The organism is Streptomyces calvus, assembly GCF_006782915.1.
Classification (GTDB): Bacteria; Actinomycetota; Actinomycetes; order Streptomycetales; family Streptomycetaceae; genus Streptomyces; species Streptomyces calvus.
Map to the genome: position 1 here is coordinate 23,956 of NZ_VCNP01000047.1, position 17,324 is coordinate 41,279.

The following is a 17,324-nucleotide window of genomic DNA, read 5'->3' on the forward strand; positions in this document are numbered from 1 at the left end:
ATGAATACGGGGCCCGAATACCGCGGCGAAACCGCCGAAGGCCCCCGCAGGGAAACGTGAGACGGCCCGGCGCCGTCGTAAGACGAGCAGGTGGATACGTGACGAATCTGATGCCCTCCGCCGCCGGCGAGCCTTCCATCGGTGGTGGCCTCGGCGACCAGGTCTACAACCGGCTGCTCAACGAGCGGATCATCTTCCTCGGCCAGCCGGTCGACGACGACATCGCGAACAAGATCACCGCACAGCTGCTGCTCCTTGCCTCCGACCCGGACAAGGACATCTACCTGTACATCAACAGCCCCGGCGGCTCCATCACCGCCGGCATGGCGATCTACGACACGATGCAGTACATCAAGAACGACGTGGTGACGATCGCCATGGGCCTGGCCGCCTCCATGGGCCAGTTCCTGCTGAGCGCCGGCACGCCCGGCAAGCGTTTCGCGCTGCCCAACGCCGAGATCCTGATCCACCAGCCGTCGGCCGGTCTCGCCGGCTCGGCCTCGGACATCAAGATCCACGCCGAGCGGCTGCTGCACACCAAGAAGCGCATGGCCGAGCTCACGGCCCAGCACACCGGCCAGTCGGTCGAGCAGATCACCCGCGACTCCGACCGCGACCGCTGGTTCGACGCCTTCGAGGCCAAGGAGTACGGCCTCATCGACGACGTGATCGCCACGGCCGCCGGCATGCCGGGCGGCGGCGGCACCGGGGCCTGAGCGGCCCCACGGAGCCCCTGCGGCCCCGTGGGCCACGCCGGGCCCCTCAGGGCCCGCCGAACAGCCCCAGCAGCCCCAGCCGACCGCCTCAGCCCCTTTCCAGGAGACACCGTGAACGACTTCCCCGGCAGCGGCCTGTACGACCGCACCCGCGCCGAGTACACCGGCCCCGCGGCCGAGTCCCGTTATGTCATCCCGCGCTTCGTCGAGCGCACCTCCCAGGGCATCCGCGAGTACGACCCGTACGCGAAGCTCTTCGAGGAGCGCGTGATCTTCCTCGGCGTGCAGATCGACGACGCCTCCGCCAACGACGTCATGGCGCAGCTGCTGTGCCTGGAGTCGATGGACCCCGACCGGGACATCTCCGTCTACATCAACAGCCCGGGCGGATCCTTCACCGCGCTCACCGCCATCTACGACACGATGCAGTACGTGAAGCCGGACATCCAGACGGTGTGCATGGGCCAGGCGGCCTCCGCCGCCGCCGTCCTGCTGGCCGCCGGTACGCCCGGCAAGCGCATGGCCCTGCCGAACGCGCGTGTGCTGATCCACCAGCCGTACAGCGAGACCGGCCGCGGCCAGGTCTCCGACCTGGAGATCGCCGCCAACGAGATCCTCCGCATGCGCACGCAGCTGGAGGAGATGCTGGCCAAGCACTCCACCCGGCCGATCGAGAAGATCCGCGAGGACATCGAGCGCGACAAGATCCTCACGGCCGAGGACGCGCTGCAGTACGGCCTGATCGACCAGATCATCACCACCCGGAAGATGGACAACTCCAGCCTGCGCTGAGGCGAGGCGGGGGAGTAACGTCTGCCGCCCCTTGGCACGGTTTGGCACGGTCCACGTCAAAGTGAACCGTGCCAAGGGGGGCCCGAACGGGGGGCTCGGCAAGGTACCGTCGGACATAAGGCAGCACCAGGAGCCGCCGGACGCCCGCGTCCGCGTCTCCCAGGCGAAGGGGAAGCACACCGTGGCACGCATCGGTGACGGCGGCGATCTGCTCAAGTGCTCGTTCTGTGGAAAGAGCCAGAAGCAGGTCAAGAAGCTCATCGCAGGGCCCGGTGTGTACATCTGCGACGAGTGCATCGATCTCTGCAACGAGATCATCGAGGAAGAACTCGCCGAGACCAGCGAGGTGCGCTGGGAGGAGCTGCCCAAGCCCCGCGAGATCTACGAGTTCCTCGAGGGGTACGTGGTGGGGCAGGAGGCGGCCAAGAAGGCCCTCTCCGTCGCCGTGTACAACCACTACAAGCGCGTCCAGGCCGGCGAGAACGGCGGCGCGCAGGGCCGTGACGACGCCATCGAGCTGGCGAAGTCCAACATCCTCCTGCTGGGCCCCACGGGCTCCGGCAAGACGCTCCTGGCCCAGACGCTGGCCCGCATGCTGAACGTCCCGTTCGCGATCGCGGACGCCACGGCGCTCACCGAGGCCGGGTACGTCGGCGAGGACGTCGAGAACATCCTGCTGAAGCTGATCCAGGCGGCCGACTACGACGTCAAGAAGGCCGAGACCGGGATCATCTACATCGACGAGATCGACAAGGTCGCCCGCAAGAGTGAAAACCCGTCGATCACCCGTGACGTCAGCGGCGAGGGCGTCCAGCAGGCGCTGCTGAAGATCCTCGAGGGCACCACCGCCTCGGTGCCGCCGCAGGGCGGCCGCAAGCACCCGCACCAGGAGTTCATCCAGATCGACACGACGAACGTGCTGTTCATCGTGGGCGGTGCCTTCGCCGGACTGGAGAAGATCATCGAGGGCCGGGCGGGCGCCAAGGGCATCGGCTTCGGCGCGACGATCATCTCCAAGCAGGAGCGGGAGTCCAAGGACCAGTTCGAGGAGGTCATGCCGGAGGACCTGGTCAAGTTCGGCATGATCCCCGAGTTCATCGGCCGCCTCCCGGTCATCACGAGCGTCCACAACCTGGACCGTGAAGCCCTCCTCCAGATCCTCGTCGAGCCGCGCAACGCGCTGGTGAAGCAGTACCAGCGGCTCTTCGAACTCGACGGTGTGGAACTGGACTTCGAGCGGGAGGCGCTGGAGGCCATCGCCGACCAGGCCATCCTCCGCCAGACCGGCGCGCGCGGCCTGCGCGCCATCATGGAGGAAGTCCTCCAGGGCGTGATGTACGAGGTCCCGTCCCGCAAGGACGTCGCCCGCGTCGTCATCACCGCCGACGTGGTCCTCTCCAACGTCAACCCGACCCTGATCCCCCGCGACGCCCGCGGCCGCGGCTCGGGCGAACAGAAGACGGCGTGACCGCCGCCGCGACGGCGGCGGCGGACAAGGCGAAGGGGCCCCGGTCGACCGGGGCCCCTTCGCCTTGTCGAGGTTGTCAGGCCTTGACGCGGACCTCGCCGCGCAGCTTCGTGGTGATGTCCACGGCCGCGTCCTTGGTGATGTCCTTGGTGTTGTCACCGGGGGAGACGATCGCGATCGTGCTGTAGTCCGCCCAGGCGCAGAACCAGTTGGTGGTTTCCTTCTGGGTGAGGTCGTTGGTGCCCTTGCCCGCCTGGCACTTCATGACCGCGCCGTCGATCTCCACCGACTCGGGCTCGCCGACCAGTTCGGACATGAGCCCTCCGTTGCCGGAGTTCTCCTTCGTCTCCTTGTTGATGGAGGCGAAGACCTTGTCGAGCGCCGCCTCCGGGTCCGCGACCTTGCCGTAGGCGCCGAAGAACGTCACGCCCTTGGCCCCCAGCAGTTCCGTCTTGTCCGGGATGGTGCTCGGGTCCTGCGGGTCGTAGTTGCTGAAGTCGGCCGTCGAGTACTGGGCGCCGACGGACTTGCCGTCCTTGATGCCGCCCTCGGCGAGGTCGTCCACCGTGCTCGAGCTGGAGTCCTCGCCGCCCTCGCCGACGCGGGTGTACTCCCCGAGGACCTGCTGCGGAGCCGACAGCTTGTGCGGACCGTCGTCCTCCAGGCCGCCGCCCGCGCCGCCGCCTCCGCCGAAGACGAAGTACGCGCCCACGCCGAGCGCCGCCACGACCGCGACCGCGCCGATGACGATGCCGGCCTTCTTGCCGCCGCCGCCCGACGCCGGGGGCTGGGGCGGCATGCCGTACTGGGGCTGGCCGTAGGGCGGCTGCTGGCCGTACGGGGGCTGCTGCGGCGGGACACCGGGCTGGCCGGGCTGCTGCGGGTAGCCGTAACCGGGCTGCCCGGGCGGAGGGGCCTGCTGAGGGTAGCCGTAGCCGGGCTGCGGAGCCTGCGGCTGCTGGCCGTAAGGACCCGGCTGGCCGTACGGCCCGGGCTGCTGGGGCTGCCCGCCGTACGGGCCCGGCTGGTTGTAACTCATGACAGGGTTCCCCCTCAAGATGCTTGTCTGCTGCCGACATCCTGACGCAGCCACGACACGATCAGGCCACCGGGTGCCGCACCGTTACAAGACAATCGCGTTTCGAGACACCGCGGTGACGCCTCTAAACTGACCCCCGTGACCGAGAACGCTCATCAGCAGCCACCAGCGCCCACCACCGAACTGCCGACCCAGTACGCGCCGGCCGATGTAGAGGGGCCGCTGTACGAGCGCTGGGTAGAGCGCGGTTACTTCGAGGCGGACGCCAAGAGCGAGAAGCCTCCGTACACCGTCGTCATCCCGCCGCCGAACGTCACCGGCAGCCTGCACCTCGGCCACGCCTTCGAGCACACGCTGATCGACGCCCTGACCCGCCGCAAGCGGATGCAGGGCTTCGAGACGCTGTGGCAGCCCGGCATGGACCACGCCGGCATCGCCACGCAGAACGTCGTCGAGCGGGAGCTGGCCAAGGAGGGCAAGTCCCGCCACGACCTCGGCCGTGAGGCGTTCGTCGAGCGCGTCTGGCAGTGGAAGGGCGAGTCCGGCGGTCAGATCAGCGGGCAGATGCGCCGCCTCGGCGACGGCGTCGCCTGGTCGCGTGAGCGCTTCACCATGGACGAGGGCCTCTCGCAGGCCGTCCAGACCATCTTCAAGCGGCTCTACGACGACGAGCTGATCTACCGCGCCGAGCGCATCATCAACTGGTGCCCGCGCTGTCTGACCGCGATCTCCGACATCGAGGTCGAGTACCAGGACGACGACGGCGAGCTCGTCTCCATGAAGTACGGCGACGGGGACGACACGATCGTCGTCGCCACCACCCGTGCCGAGACGATGCTCGGTGACACGGCCGTCGCCGTCCACCCCGACGACGAGCGGTACAAGCACCTGGTCGGCAAGCTGATCAAGCTGCCGCTGACCGACCGTTCCATCCCGGTCGTCGCCGACGAGCACGTCGACCCCGAGTTCGGCACCGGCGCCGTCAAGGTCACCCCGGCGCACGACCCGAACGACTTCGAGATCGGCCAGCGCCACGACCTGCCCGCCATCGCCGTGATGGACGAGCACGCCGTCATCACCGCGCACGGCCCCTTCCAAGGCCTGGACCGGCTGGAGGCCCGCTCCGCCATCGTCGCCGCGCTGCGCGCCGAGGGCCGGATCGTCGCCGAGAAGCGGCCCTACGTCCACTCCGTCGGCCACTGCTCGCGCTGCAAGACCACCATCGAGCCGCGCCTGTCCATGCAGTGGTGGGTCAAGGTCGGCCCGCTGGCGAAGGCGGCCGGCGACGCGGTCCGTGACGGCCGCGTCAAGATCCACCCGCAGGAGATGGAGAAGCGCTACTTCGACTGGGTCGACAACCTCCACGACTGGTGCATCTCGCGGCAGTTGTGGTGGGGCCACCGCATCCCGGTCTGGTACGGGCCGAACGGCGAGGTCGTCTGCGTCGGACCGGACGAGGAGCCGCCGAGCGGTGACGGCTGGCACCAGGACACCGACGTCCTCGACACCTGGTTCTCCTCCGGCCTGTGGCCGTTCTCCACGCTCGGCTGGCCCGAACAGACCGAGAGCCTCGCGAAGTTCTACCCGAACTCCGTCCTGGTCACCGGCTACGACATCCTCTTCTTCTGGGTCGCCCGGATGATGATGTTCGGCCTGTACGCGATGGACGGCACCCCGCCGTTCCACACCATCGCCCTGCACGGCATGGTCCGCGATCAGTTCGGCAAGAAGATGTCGAAGTCCTTCGGCAACGCGGTGAACCCGCTCGACTGGATGGACAAGTACGGCTCGGACGCCCTGCGCTTCACGCTCGCGCGCGGTGCCAACCCGGGCGTCGACGTGCCGATCGGCGAGGACTGGGTCCAGGGCTCGCGCAACTTCGCCAACAAGATCTGGAACGCGACGCGTTTCGCGCTGATGAACGGCGCCACCGTCGAAGGCCCGCTGCCGGACCCGTCCAGGATGTCGCCGACCGACCGCTGGATCCTGTCCCGGCTGAACACGGTCGTCGCGGAAGTCGACGCGTACTACGACGACTTCCAGTTCGCCAAGCTGTCGGACAGCCTGTTCCACTTCGCCTGGGACGAGGTCTTCGACTGGTACGTCGAACTGTCCAAGACGACGTTCCAGGCGGGCGGCGAGCCGGCCGAGGTCAGCAAGCGCGTCCTCGGCGAGGTCCTCGACGTCACGCTGAAGCTGCTCCACCCGGTCGTCCCGTTCGTCACGGAGACGCTGTGGACGACGCTGACCGGCGGCGAGTCGGTCGTCGTCGCCGACTGGCCGGCGGACTCGGGCTTCCGGGACGCCGACGCCGAGCGGGAGATCGCCACGCTCCAGTCCGTCATCACCGAGGTCCGCCGGTTCCGCGCCGACCAGGGTCTCCAGCCCGGCCAGCGCGTCCCGGCCCGGCTGACGCTCGACGGTTCGCCGCTCGCGCCGCACGAGCCGGCCATCCGGCAGCTGCTGCGCCTGCAGCCGGAGGGCGACTCCTTCACCGCCACGGCGACCCTGCCCGTCGCGGGTGTCGAGGTCGCGCTGGACCTGTCCGGCGTGATCGACGTCGCCGCCGAACGCAAGCGGCTGGCGAAGGACCTCGCCGCGGCCGAGAAGGAGAAGGCGCAGGCGACGGCGAAGCTCGGCAACGAGGCGTTCCTGGCGAAGGCACCGGACCACGTCGTGGACAAGATCCGCACGCGGCTGGCCAAGGCGGAGGAGGACATCACCCGCATCCAGGCCCAGCTGGAGCGCCTGCCCGCCGCCTGACGGGCAGCCGGCCCGCACACCCCGCGGCCCCCGACCGGAGACCTCCCGGTCGGGGGCCGTTCACGTTGCGGTGGGCCGCGCGTAACCCGCCCGGGAGAGCCTGCGTCTTCGCCCGTCGCCAGGCCCACGCCATCAGGAGCACCCCCACGATGCCCCGAACCGCGCCCCTCACCACCGCGCTGCCCGCCGAACCGGCCGGGCAGGGCAGACCCGGCCGGGAGCGGCGGTACGACATCGACCTCCTGCGGGTCGTGTGCACCGCCGCCGTCGTGCTGGTGCACGCCGCCGCCGAGTTCATCGACGCCGGCCACCGAACGAGCGGCATCCTCGGCGACTCGGCCGGCCGGTTCGCGGTGCCCGCGTTCTTCGCGATGGCCGGCTGGGCGGCCCTGGCCGGCTCGCCGGTGCGCGGCGACGCCCAGCTGCTCACCCGGCTCGGCCGGATCCTGCGCCCGATGGCGGTGTGGACGGCGCTCTACCTCGCCTGGCAGTACCTGTTCGGGCCGCCCCTGGACGGCGGCGCCAAGGAGGCGGTCCGGGCGCTCTTCGGCTCCGTGGAGGCCGCCTTCCACCTCTGGTACCTGTACGCCTACGTGCCGCTCCTGCTGCTGCTCGGCGTCGCCGTGCTGGTCCTCAAGCAGCGCGCCACGCCCCGCTGGTCGACGCTGCTGCTCGTCGCCGTCGCCGTCGCCCCGGTGCTGAGCGAGGACGTGCGGACCGTCACCGGGCTGCCGCTGCCCGCCTGGGAGTGGAGCGTGTCGCTGTCCTCGCTCGGCTACGCGGTCGCGGGCGCGGCCCTGCTCGCCGCCCGGCGGCGCGGCCCGCGGCCGCTGTGGCTCGCGGTCGCGGCGCTCGCGCTCACCGCCCTCGTCGTGTACCAGTTCACCGTGCGGCACCCCGCCGCGTACGGCAGCGTCGCGGTGGCCGCACTGACCTTCGCCGTGCTCGGCGCGGCGGCCGGGGTGCGCGTGCCGGAGCGGGCGCGGGCGCTGCTGGGGCGGCTGTCGGACGCGTCGTTCGGGACCTACCTGGTGCATCTGCTGTTCGTGATGGTGCTGGTCAGGCCGGTCGCGGAGATGGTGCCGCACGGTGTCGCCGCGCCCCTGGCGCTCGCGGTGACGGCGACGGCCGCCGCCGCGCTGTCCTTCGCCGCGAGCCTCCTGTGGGGCCGGCTGGGCCTGCGGAGATGGCTCGGCTGAGGCGGGAGCCCGGCCCGGTCGGGCGGCTCCGTAGACTGGGTACCGTGAGCGAGCGCCCAGAATCAGCAGGTCCCGACCCGGACGACACCTTCGACGAGTTCGCCGAGCTCGTCGAGGAGGAGACCCGCCGCGACCCCGACCTCGCCGTGATCGAGGCCGGCAGCCGCACCCTGCGCACGCAGGGCGGCCCGCCGCAGGCCGACGTGCCCGCACGGCCGGAGGACCCCGAGGTCGACAAGGCCCTGCGCGAGGTCGAGGCGGAGCTCGCGACCCGCTGGGGCGAGACCAAGCTGGAGCCGTCGGTCAGCCGCATCGCCGCGCTGATGGACGTGCTGGGCGAGCCGCAGCGGTCGTACCCCGCCATCCACATCACCGGCACCAACGGCAAGACCTCCACCGCCCGCATGATCGAGGCGCTGCTCGGTGCCTTCGAGCTGCGCACCGGCCGGTACACCTCCCCGCACGTCCAGTCGATCACCGAGCGGATCAGCCTCGACGGGGCGCCGATCGGTGCCGAGCGGTTCATCGAGACGTACCGGGACATCGCGCCGTACGTCGAGATGGTCGACGCGCAGCAGGAGTACCGGCTGTCCTTCTTCGAGGTGCTCACCGGCATGGCGTACGCGGCCTTCGCCGACGCCCCCGTGGACGTGGCCGTCGTCGAGGTCGGCATGGGCGGCAGCTGGGACGCGACCAATGTGATCGACGGGAGCGTCGCCGTGGTGACGCCCATCGACCTCGACCACACCGACCGGCTCGGCAGCACGCCCGGCGAGATCGCCGGTGAGAAGGCCGGCATCATCAAGCGGGACGCCACCGTGATCATGGCGCAGCAGCCGGTGGACGCGGCGCAGGTGCTGCTGAAGAAGGCCGTCGAGGTGGACGCCACCGTGGCCCGGGAGGGCCTGGAGTTCGGTGTGGTCGCCCGGCAGGTCGCCGTCGGCGGCCAGCTGGTGACGCTGCGCGGGCTCGGCGGCGAGTACGAGGAGGTGTTCCTCCCGCTGCACGGCGCCCACCAGGCGCACAACGCGGCCGTGGCGCTCGCCGCCGTGGAGGCGTTCTTCGGCGTCGGCGCCCAGCGCGCCGAACGGCTCGACATCGACACCGTGCGCAAGGCGTTCGCCGCCGTCGCCTCCCCGGGCCGGCTGGAGGTCGTGCGCCGCTCGCCGACCGTCGTCCTGGACGCCGCCCACAACCCGGCGGGCGCCCGGGCCGCGGCCGAGGCGATCGGTGAGGCGTTCCAGTTCAGCCGGCTCGTCGGTGTCGTCGGCGCGAGCGGCGACAAGAACGTGCGCGGGCTGCTGGAGGCGTTCGAGCCGGTCTTCGCCGAGGTCGTCGTCACGCAGAACTCCAGCCACCGCGCGATGGACGCCGACGAACTGGCGGCGATCGCCGTCGAGGTGTTCGGCGAGGACCGCGTGCAGGTCGAGCCGCGGCTGCCGGACGCGCTGGAGGCCGCGATCACGCTGGCCGAGGAGGAGGGCGAGTTCGCCGGCGGCGGCGTGCTCGTCACCGGTTCCGTCATCACCGTCGGCGAGGCCCGACTGCTTCTGGGGAAGGGCTGAGATCCGTTGCGTACGCTCTGCGCTTCGACGCTGATCGGCGAGCTGTTCGTCATCGGGTTCGCCGGACTGGTCGCGATGAAGTACCCCGACCTGGCCACGAGCACGGTGTGGACGGTCTGCGGCATCGCGATGTTCCTGTGCGTGGCCCTGTGCGGCGTGATCACCCGGCCCGGCGGTGTGGCCCTCGGCTGGGCGCTGCAGATCGCGCTCGTCGCCTCCGGTGTCTTCGTGCCGCTGATGTTCTTCCTGGGCGCGGTCTTCGCGCTGCTGTGGTGGGCGTCGGTGCACTTCGGGCGGAAGGTGGACGAAGCGAAGGCGCGGTTCGCGGCCGGGGCCGACCAACCTGACGCTGCGTGACAGATGCCGCGACACGCCCGGTAACCTCGTCTTCCCGCACGACTTCACGTACAAGGAGCTCCGCCGTGACCCAGCGCACCCTCGTCCTCCTCAAGCCCGACGCGGTCCGTCGTGGCCTGACCGGCGAGATCATCAGCCGTATCGAGCGCAAGGCCGGCTGGCAGATCACCGCGCTGGAGCTGCGCACCCTGGACCAGGACACGCTGGAGCAGCACTACGGCGAGCACAAGGGCAAGCCGTTCTACGAGCCGCTGGTCGAGTTCATGGCCTCCGGCCCGGTCGTGGCGATGATCGTCGAGGGTGAGCGGGTCATCGAGGGACTGCGCCAACTGGCCGGTCCTACCGACCCGATCGCCGCCGCGCCGGGCTCGATCCGCGGTGACTTCGGCGTCATCGTCCGGGAGAACCTGATCCACGCGTCCGACTCCGAGGAGTCCGCCGAACGCGAGGTGAAGATCTTCTTCCCGGGGCGCGCGTAAACCCGCGCATAACGATCACGTCGCGGCCGCGTCCAGCGCGTTTGCCGCCTGTCGGATGGTCTGGGGGCTTTGCCCCCGGACCATTTTTGGCATATGCACGGCGTTCGGGGGAACGGATGCCCCCGATGGCCCGTCTCCACAAGCAGCGGGACACGCCGTCTGATGACAATGGCGAAGACCCTCGCACGGTGTTCGCGAAGGCGCGTCTACCATGGAAGCCTTCAACGTCACCGCACCCACCTCGCCAACCTGAAAAGCCCTCAAAAGCTCGTGGGAAGGCCAGACGAATCCTGATGGGGAACTCAATGTCGTTCATCGGCCGTGACATGGCTGTCGACCTCGGGACCGCCAACACGCTGGTGTACGTCAGGGGTCGTGGGATCGTACTCAACGAGCCGTCCGTCGTCGCGATCAACACCAATACCGGTGGCATCCTCGCGGTCGGTGCCGAAGCGAAGAAGATGATCGGGCGCACGCCCGGCAACATCGTTGCCGTGCGGCCGCTGAAGGACGGCGTGATCGCCGACTTCGAGATCACCGAGCGGATGCTCCGCTACTTCATCCTGAAGATCCACAAGCGGCGGTATCTGGCTCGTCCGCGGGTCGTCGTCTGTGTGCCCTCCGGCATCACGGGCGTCGAGCGCCGCGCCGTGATCGAGGCGTCGTCGCAGGCCGGAGCCCGCCAGGTGCACATCATCGAGGAGCCCATGGCCGCCGCCATCGGCTCCGGACTGCCGGTCCACGAGGCCACCGGCAACATGGTGGTGGACATCGGCGGCGGCACCACGGAGGTCGCGGTCATCTCCCTCGGCGGCATCGTCACCGCCCAGTCCATCCGCGTCGCGGGCGACGAACTGGACAACGCGATCATCCAGCACATCAAGAAGGAGTACTCGCTCCTGCTGGGTGAGCGGACGGCCGAACAGATCAAGATCACGATCGGTTCGGCGTACGAACTCGACACCGACGAGCACACCGAAATCCGCGGCCGGGACCTCGTCTCCGGGCTGCCGAAGACCGTGGTGGTCTCCGCCGCCGAAGTGCGCAAGGCGATCGAGGAACCGGTCAACGCCATCGTCGACGCCGTCAAGACGACCCTCGACAAGTGCCCGCCGGAGCTGTCCGGCGACATCATGGACCGAGGAATCGTTCTGACCGGCGGCGGGGCGCTGCTGCGCGGACTCGACGAGCGGCTGCGCCGGGAGACGGGCATGCCGATCCACATCGCCGAGGACCCGCTGGACAGCGTCGCGCTCGGCTCCGGCAAGTGCGTCGAGGAGTTCGAGGCGCTGCAGCAGGTGCTGGACGCCCAGCCCCGCAGATGACCCACATGTCGATTCCGCCGTACGGGACGTTCTTCTCTCGTACGGCGGATCGCTGATATCGAGGCATAAGCTCTCCCGCAACGCCTCGGAAATCCCCTGCACATCGCACGACACCTGAAAATTCCGACACCTCAAATCCGTTCTCGACGAGGAAGGCACGGCCGCCGCACGTGAGGGACACACGAGAGAGCCGGCTGCTCCTGGTGCTGCTGATCGCCATCGCGTTCGCACTGATCACGGTGGACATCCGCGGCGGGGAGGATTCACCGGTCGACGGTGCCCGGCAGGCCGCGGCGACCGTCTTCGGCCCGATCGAGAACGGTGTGTCCGGCGCGGTCGACCCGATCGGCAACGCCGTCACCGCGGTCCGCGAGTCCGGCGACCGGCACGACCGGCTCGCCGCACTGGAGCGGGAGAACGCCGCGCTCAAGGCCGAACTCGGCAGCGAGGACCGCGGCCGCAGCCGCCTGGAGCAGCTCGACAAGCTCCTGAAGATCTCCGGCCGCGGCCAGTACGGCATCAAGGGCGCCCAGGTCATCGCCATAGGAGCGGCCCAGGGCTTCTCCTGGACCATCACCATCGACGCCGGCGCCAACGACGGCATCAAGCGCGACATGACCGTCCTCAACGGCGACGGACTCGTCGGCCGCGTCACCACCGTCGGACCGAACACCGCCACCGTGCTGCTCGCCACCGACCCCGACTTCACCGTCGGCACCCGCATGGAGTCCGGCGACGAACTCGGCTTCGCCTCCGGCCAGGGCGACCGCCCGCTCCGCGTCGAACTGCTCAACAGCAAGGCCGAGATCAAGAAGGGCGACCGCCTGGTCACCTTCGGCTCGCAGGCCGACAGGCCGTTCGTGCCCGGCGTCCCCGTCGGCGTCGTCTCCCGCGTCGACCCCTCCGGCGGCGACCTCACCCGCACCCTCTACGTCACGCCGTACGTGAGCTTCAGCAAGCTCGACGTCGTCGGTGTCGTCGTCCAGGCTCCCGAGAAGGACCCGCGCGACACGGTGCTCCCCGAGAAGACCGAGCCGAAGCCCACGCCCACCGTGACGGTGACCGTCACGCCCTCCGCCCCTGCCGACGGCCAGTACCAGCAAGAGCAGTAGGAGCTGTCACCCCCATGCGCGTCAACCGGATCCTGCTCTCCAGCTCGCTGATCGTCGTCGCCCTGGTGCTCCAGGTGAGCGTCCTCGCCCGCCTCCACCTCCCCGGCGCCGTCCCCGACCTGCTGCTGCTCACCGTCCTCGGCCTCGCCCTGGTCTACGGCCACGTCGGCGGGGCCCTCGTCGGCTTCGCCGCCGGACTCCTCGCCGACCTCGCCCCGCCCGCCGACCACGCCGCCGGCCGCTACGCCCTCGTGCTGTGCGTCATCGGCTACCTCGCCGGACTCGTCAAACCCGAGACCGGGCAGGTCAAGTCGGCCACCGGCCCCATGGTCGTGGTGGTCGCGGCCGCGATCGGCTCCACCCTGCTCTACGCCGGCGTCGGCGCCCTCGTCGGCGACACCGCCGCCCGCCATGTCGGCCTCGGCTCCCTGCTGTTCACCGCCGCGCTGTACGACCTGCTGCTCGCCCCGTTCGTCGTCCCCGGCGTGATGGCCCTGGCCCGCCGCGCCGAGAACGACCCGCTCGCCGAGACCGCCTCCGCCACCTCCGGCGACATCTCCTCCGGCTGGCTCTCCGGCGGCACCGGGCTGCGCATCGGCGGCCGGCGCAACGGACTGCGGGTGAAGGCGGCCCGCGCGCGCGTGGCCCGGGCCGGACGGATCAAGGGGGTCAAGCGCCTGTGACCTCACGGAACTTCACCGGAACGAGTGACCGGCGACGGAAACCCGGGACGCGGACCGGCCGTTCACCACTCGTACCCACCCACCCGTACGCGCTCTGAGAGGGGAGGAAAACCGCGTGACCAACATCCCCGAGACCGGCCGCAGCCCGCGGGTCCAGATCCGGCTCGTCGTCATTCAGGTCCTCGTCGTCTCCCTCCTCGGCACCCTCGGCGGACGCCTGTGGTACCTCCAGATCCGCGAGGGCGACCAGTACGCCAAGGAGGCCTCCGGCAACCACGTCCAGCAGGTCGTCCAGCCCGCCGTCCGCGGCTCCATCCTGGACGCGCGCGGCGTGGCCCTCGCCGACAACGAGACCCGGCTGGTCGTCTCCGCCTCCCGCACCGACCTGTTGAAGATGAAGGACGACGGCAAGGCGGTCCTCACCAAGCTCGCCGGTGTCCTCGGCATGACGCCGAAGGACGTCATGCAGAAGGTCCGGCTGTGCGACTCCGAGACCCCGCAGCCCTGCTGGAACGGCTCGCCGTACCAGCCGATCCCCATCACCGACGAGGCCACCCCCAAGCAGGCCCTGCAGATCCGTGAACGCGCCGAGGACTTCCCCGGCATCACCGCCGAGCCGCAGGCCCTGCGCCGCTACCCGAGCCCCGGCAAGGCCAACACCGCGCAGGTCCTCGGCTACCTCTCGCCCGTCACCGACGAGGAGATCCAGCAGGCCCAGGACACCAGCTCCCCCTACCTGCGCTCCGACATGGTGGGCCGCTCCGGACTGGAGCGCCAGTACGACAAGCAGCTGCGCGGCAAGGCCGGCGTCACCCGCTACGAGGTCGACAACCTCGGCCGCGTCATCGGCAAGGCCGAGGACGACCCGGCCCGGCCCGGCGCCAACCTCGTCACCAGCATCGACTCCCGCGTCCAGCGCATCGCCGAGTACGAGCTGAACGAGGCGATGAAGGCCGCCCGCAAGGAACACGACCGCAACACCAACCGCAACTACGAGGCCGACTCCGGCGCCGTCGTCGTCATGGAGGCCAAGACCGGCCGCGTCGTCGCCATGGCCTCCAATCCGACCTACGACCCCAACGCCTGGGTCGGCGGCATCTCCGCCAAGGACTACGCCGCCCTCACCGGCAAGAAGTCCAACTACCCGCTGCTCAACCGCGCCATCCAGGGCCAGTCGGCGCCCGGCTCCATCTTCAAGGTCATCCCGACGGCCGCCGCGATCAACGCCGGATACTCCTTCGAAGGCCCCTACAACTGCTCCAGCTCGTACTCCATCGGCGGTCAGGTCTTCAAGAACTTCGAGTCCCAGAACCACGGCGCCATCAGCCTCGGCCGCGCCCTCGAAGTCTCCTGCGACACCGTCTTCTACGCCCTGTCCCACCAGGAGTGGAAGCGCGACGGCGGCAACAAGCCGAAGAAGAACGCCCACGACTGGTTCTACAAGACCGCCCACCAGTTCGGCCTCGGCCAGGAGACCGGCATCGACCTGCCCAACGAGGTCACCGGCCGCGTCCCCGACCGCCAGTGGAAGCTGGACTACTGGAAGGCCAACAAGGACGTCTGGTGCAAGACCGGCAAGAAGGACGGCAGCTACGCCGAGCGCATCGCCTACGAGAACTGCCTCGAAGGCAACCGGCTGCGCGCCGGTGACTCCGTCAACTACTCCATCGGCCAGGGCGACACGCTCGTCACCCCCATCCAGATGGCCACCATCTACGCGGCCATCTCCAACGGCGGCACCCTGTACGACCCCACCGTCGGCAAGGCCGTCATCAGCCCCGACGGCAAGACCGTCACCGAGTTCGAGCCGCGCTCCCACGGCAAGCTGCCGATGACGAAGAAGACCCTCGGCCAGATAGACGCAGCCCTCGAAGGAGTCGCCACCCGCGGTACGGCCGCGTGGCGATTCGGGGGCTGGCCACAGGACAAGATCCCGATGCACGCCAAGACCGGTACCGCCGAGGTCTACGGCAAGCAGACCACCTCGTGGTTCGCGACCTACACCGAGGACTACTCGATCGTCATGACGATCTCCCAGGGTGGTACCGGCTCCGGCGCCTCGGGCCCCGCCGTGCGCAACATCTACAACGCCCTCTACGGCGTCTCCGAGGACGGCGAGATCGACAAGAAGAAGGCGCTGCTGCCGACACCGCAGAAGGACCTCCCGCAGGTCCGCACCGACGGCACCATCAACGCCCCGAAGGTCTCCAAGGACCCCGCCAAGGACCGGGCCACCCCCTCGCCCGACGCCCGGGCGACCGCCCCGCAGGACGGCCAGGACGACCCGGCCGGCGGGCAGCAGGCGGGCACGGTCCCCTCACCGGAGGCGGGCAACCGCGACACCCGCCGCCGCGAGCGACGACGGGGCGGCGGACCACGCCACGGCGACGGCGGGACCCGCCGCCGCGCCCGCGCCCGGCGCGCCGGCAGCGGAGCACGGAGGGCGGACTCGTGACCGGCGGCGTCAACAGCTTCCAGGTCTCCGGATACGGGCCCGAGCGGGCCGGCTGGACCCGGGTCTTCGCCCGGGACTCCCTGGCCCGCCGCCTCGACTGGCCGATACTGCTCTCCGCGATCGCCCTGTCCCTGCTCGGCTCCCTGCTGGTCTACTCGGCCACCCGCAACCGCACCGAACTCAACCAGGGCGACCCCTACTACTTCCTGGTCCGCCACTGGCTCAACACCGGCATCGGACTCGCCCTGATGGTCGGCGCCATCTGGCTGGGCCACCGCGCCCTGCGCACGGCGGTCCCGCTGCTGTACGGCGTCTCCGTCCTGCTCATCCTGCTGGTGCTCACGCCTCTGGGCTCCACCATCAACGGCGCCCACTCCTGGATCAAACTCCCCGGCGGCTTCTCGCTCCAGCCCTCCGAGTTCGTGAAGATCACGATCATCCTGGGCATGGCGATGCTGCTCGCCGCCCGCGTCGACGCGGGCGACCGGCCCCACCCCGACCACCGCACGGTCCTCCAGGCCCTCGGTCTCGCCGTCGTCCCCATGCTGATCGTGATGCTCATGCCCGACCTCGGGTCGGTCATGGTCATGGTCGTCATCGTGCTCGGCGTGCTGCTCGCCTCCGGCGCGTCCAACCGCTGGATCTTCGGCCTGATGAGCGCCGGAGCGATCGGCGCGGTCACCGTCTGGCAGCTCGGGATCCTCGACGAGTACCAGATCAACCGCTTCGCCGCGTTCGCCAACCCCGAGCTCGACCCCGCGGGCGTCGGCTACAACACCAACCAGGCCCGCATCGCCATCGGCTCCGGCGGACTGACCGGCTCCGGCCTCTTCCACGGCTCCCAGACCACCGGCCAGTTCGTCCCCGAGCAGCAGACCGACTTCGTCTTCACCGTCGCCGGTGAGGAACTCGGCTTCGTCGGCGGCGCACTGATCATCGGCCTGCTCGGCGTCATCCTCTGGCGCGCCTGCCGCATCGCCCGCGACACCACCGACCTGTACGGCACCATCGTCGCCGCGGGCATCGTCGCCTGGTTCGCCTTCCAGACGTTCGAGAACATCGGCATGACCCTCGGCATCATGCCGGTCACCGGCCTGCCCCTGCCCTTCGTCTCCTACGGCGGCTCGTCGATGTTCGCCGTATGGCTGGCGGTGGGCCTGCTCCAGTCGATCCGGGTGCAACGCCCGATGTCCGCCTGACCCCGACCACCCACCGTCTCCCGCCCGACCACCCACCGTCTGCCGCCCGGCCACCCACCGTCTCCCGCCCGACCACCCACCGACTGCCGCCGGCCACCGCGTACGCGCCACCGGAGCCACCGGTGCGGAGCGGCCCACTGCCGCTCCGCACCCACGGCGACTAGATTCGCTG

At 70.0% G+C, this 17,324-nt stretch carries 14 protein-coding genes; 13 read left to right on the forward strand and 1 reads right to left on the reverse strand.

Annotation, left to right across the window (positions count from 1 at the left end):
* The first annotated feature begins 110 nt into the window (after nucleotides 1-110).
* From FGW31_RS22915 to clpX, 3 genes are all read left to right on the forward strand, one after another.
* Entirely contained in the window at nucleotides 111-716 is a 606-nt protein-coding gene (locus tag FGW31_RS22915; protein ID WP_161173871.1) for an ATP-dependent Clp protease proteolytic subunit, read from the forward strand.
* 111 nt (nucleotides 717-827) lie between these two features.
* The gene (locus tag FGW31_RS22920) at nucleotides 828-1,508 is read left to right on the forward strand and encodes an ATP-dependent Clp protease proteolytic subunit (protein ID WP_142195365.1); all 681 of its coding nucleotides are present in this window, start codon (nucleotides 828-830) and stop codon (nucleotides 1,506-1,508) included.
* Nucleotides 1,509-1,689: 181 nt separating this feature from the next.
* Nucleotides 1,690-2,976: an ATP-dependent Clp protease ATP-binding subunit ClpX gene (gene clpX / locus FGW31_RS22925; RefSeq protein WP_030818444.1), complete on the forward strand. Its 1,287-nt coding sequence runs from the start codon at nucleotides 1,690-1,692 to the stop codon at nucleotides 2,974-2,976.
* A 76-nt stretch (nucleotides 2,977-3,052) separates the two neighbouring features.
* Here clpX and FGW31_RS22930 read toward each other — a convergent pair whose 3' ends face one another.
* Entirely contained in the window at nucleotides 3,053-4,015 is a 963-nt protein-coding gene (locus FGW31_RS22930) for a hypothetical protein (RefSeq protein WP_142195366.1), read from the reverse strand.
* Nucleotides 4,016-4,153: 138 nt separating this feature from the next.
* Here FGW31_RS22930 and FGW31_RS22935 point away from each other — a divergent pair, with 138 nt between their 5' ends.
* The 10 genes from FGW31_RS22935 (at nucleotide 4,154) to rodA (ending at nucleotide 17,152) form a co-directional block, all read left to right on the forward strand.
* Nucleotides 4,154-6,778, forward strand: a complete 2,625-nt coding sequence (locus tag FGW31_RS22935; RefSeq protein WP_142195367.1) for a valine--tRNA ligase — start codon at nucleotides 4,154-4,156, stop codon at nucleotides 6,776-6,778.
* A gap of 149 nt (nucleotides 6,779-6,927) precedes the next feature.
* The gene (locus tag FGW31_RS22940; protein ID WP_142195368.1) at nucleotides 6,928-7,977 is read left to right on the forward strand and encodes an acyltransferase family protein; all 1,050 of its coding nucleotides are present in this window, start codon (nucleotides 6,928-6,930) and stop codon (nucleotides 7,975-7,977) included.
* 44 nt (nucleotides 7,978-8,021) lie between these two features.
* On the forward strand, nucleotides 8,022-9,542 hold the full coding sequence (gene folC, locus FGW31_RS22945) for a bifunctional tetrahydrofolate synthase/dihydrofolate synthase (RefSeq protein WP_142195369.1): 1,521 nt from the start codon (nucleotides 8,022-8,024) through the stop codon (nucleotides 9,540-9,542).
* Nucleotides 9,543-9,548: 6 nt separating this feature from the next.
* Nucleotides 9,549-9,899 (forward strand): DUF4233 domain-containing protein, encoded by a 351-nt coding sequence (locus tag FGW31_RS22950; protein WP_142195370.1) that lies wholly within the window; start codon nucleotides 9,549-9,551, stop codon nucleotides 9,897-9,899.
* A gap of 65 nt (nucleotides 9,900-9,964) precedes the next feature.
* Entirely contained in the window at nucleotides 9,965-10,378 is a 414-nt protein-coding gene (gene ndk, locus FGW31_RS22955) for a nucleoside-diphosphate kinase (protein ID WP_142195371.1), read from the forward strand.
* Nucleotides 10,379-10,683: 305 nt separating this feature from the next.
* Nucleotides 10,684-11,703, forward strand: a complete 1,020-nt coding sequence (locus tag FGW31_RS22960; protein WP_142195489.1) for a rod shape-determining protein — start codon at nucleotides 10,684-10,686, stop codon at nucleotides 11,701-11,703.
* Between the two features lie 170 nt (nucleotides 11,704-11,873).
* A complete protein-coding gene (gene mreC / locus FGW31_RS22965; RefSeq protein ID WP_142195372.1) occupies nucleotides 11,874-12,815 on the forward strand; it encodes a rod shape-determining protein MreC in 942 nt (313 codons plus the stop codon).
* 14 nt (nucleotides 12,816-12,829) lie between these two features.
* Nucleotides 12,830-13,498, forward strand: a complete 669-nt coding sequence (mreD, locus tag FGW31_RS22970; RefSeq protein WP_142195373.1) for a rod shape-determining protein MreD — start codon at nucleotides 12,830-12,832, stop codon at nucleotides 13,496-13,498.
* A gap of 115 nt (nucleotides 13,499-13,613) precedes the next feature.
* Entirely contained in the window at nucleotides 13,614-15,953 is a 2,340-nt protein-coding gene (mrdA, locus tag FGW31_RS22975; protein WP_142195374.1) for a penicillin-binding protein 2, read from the forward strand.
* The gene (gene rodA / locus FGW31_RS22980; protein ID WP_142195375.1) at nucleotides 15,950-17,152 is read left to right on the forward strand and encodes a rod shape-determining protein RodA; all 1,203 of its coding nucleotides are present in this window, start codon (nucleotides 15,950-15,952) and stop codon (nucleotides 17,150-17,152) included. The genes mrdA and rodA overlap by 4 nt, the downstream gene beginning before the upstream one ends.
* The last annotated feature ends 172 nt before the right edge of the window (nucleotides 17,153-17,324 follow it).

Coding starts and splice junctions, on each gene's coding strand:
- FGW31_RS22915 (WP_161173871.1), top strand. CDS start 111: ATGCCCTCCGCCGCCGGCGAGCCTTCCATCGGTGGTGGCCTCGGCGAC.
- FGW31_RS22930 (WP_142195366.1), bottom strand. CDS start 4,015: ATGAGTTACAACCAGCCGGGCCCGTACGGCGGGCAGCCCCAGCAGCCC.
- FGW31_RS22940 (WP_142195368.1), top strand. CDS start 6,928: ATGCCCCGAACCGCGCCCCTCACCACCGCGCTGCCCGCCGAACCGGCC.
- FGW31_RS22960 (WP_142195489.1), top strand. CDS start 10,684: ATGTCGTTCATCGGCCGTGACATGGCTGTCGACCTCGGGACCGCCAAC.
- mreD (WP_142195373.1), top strand. CDS start 12,830: ATGCGCGTCAACCGGATCCTGCTCTCCAGCTCGCTGATCGTCGTCGCC.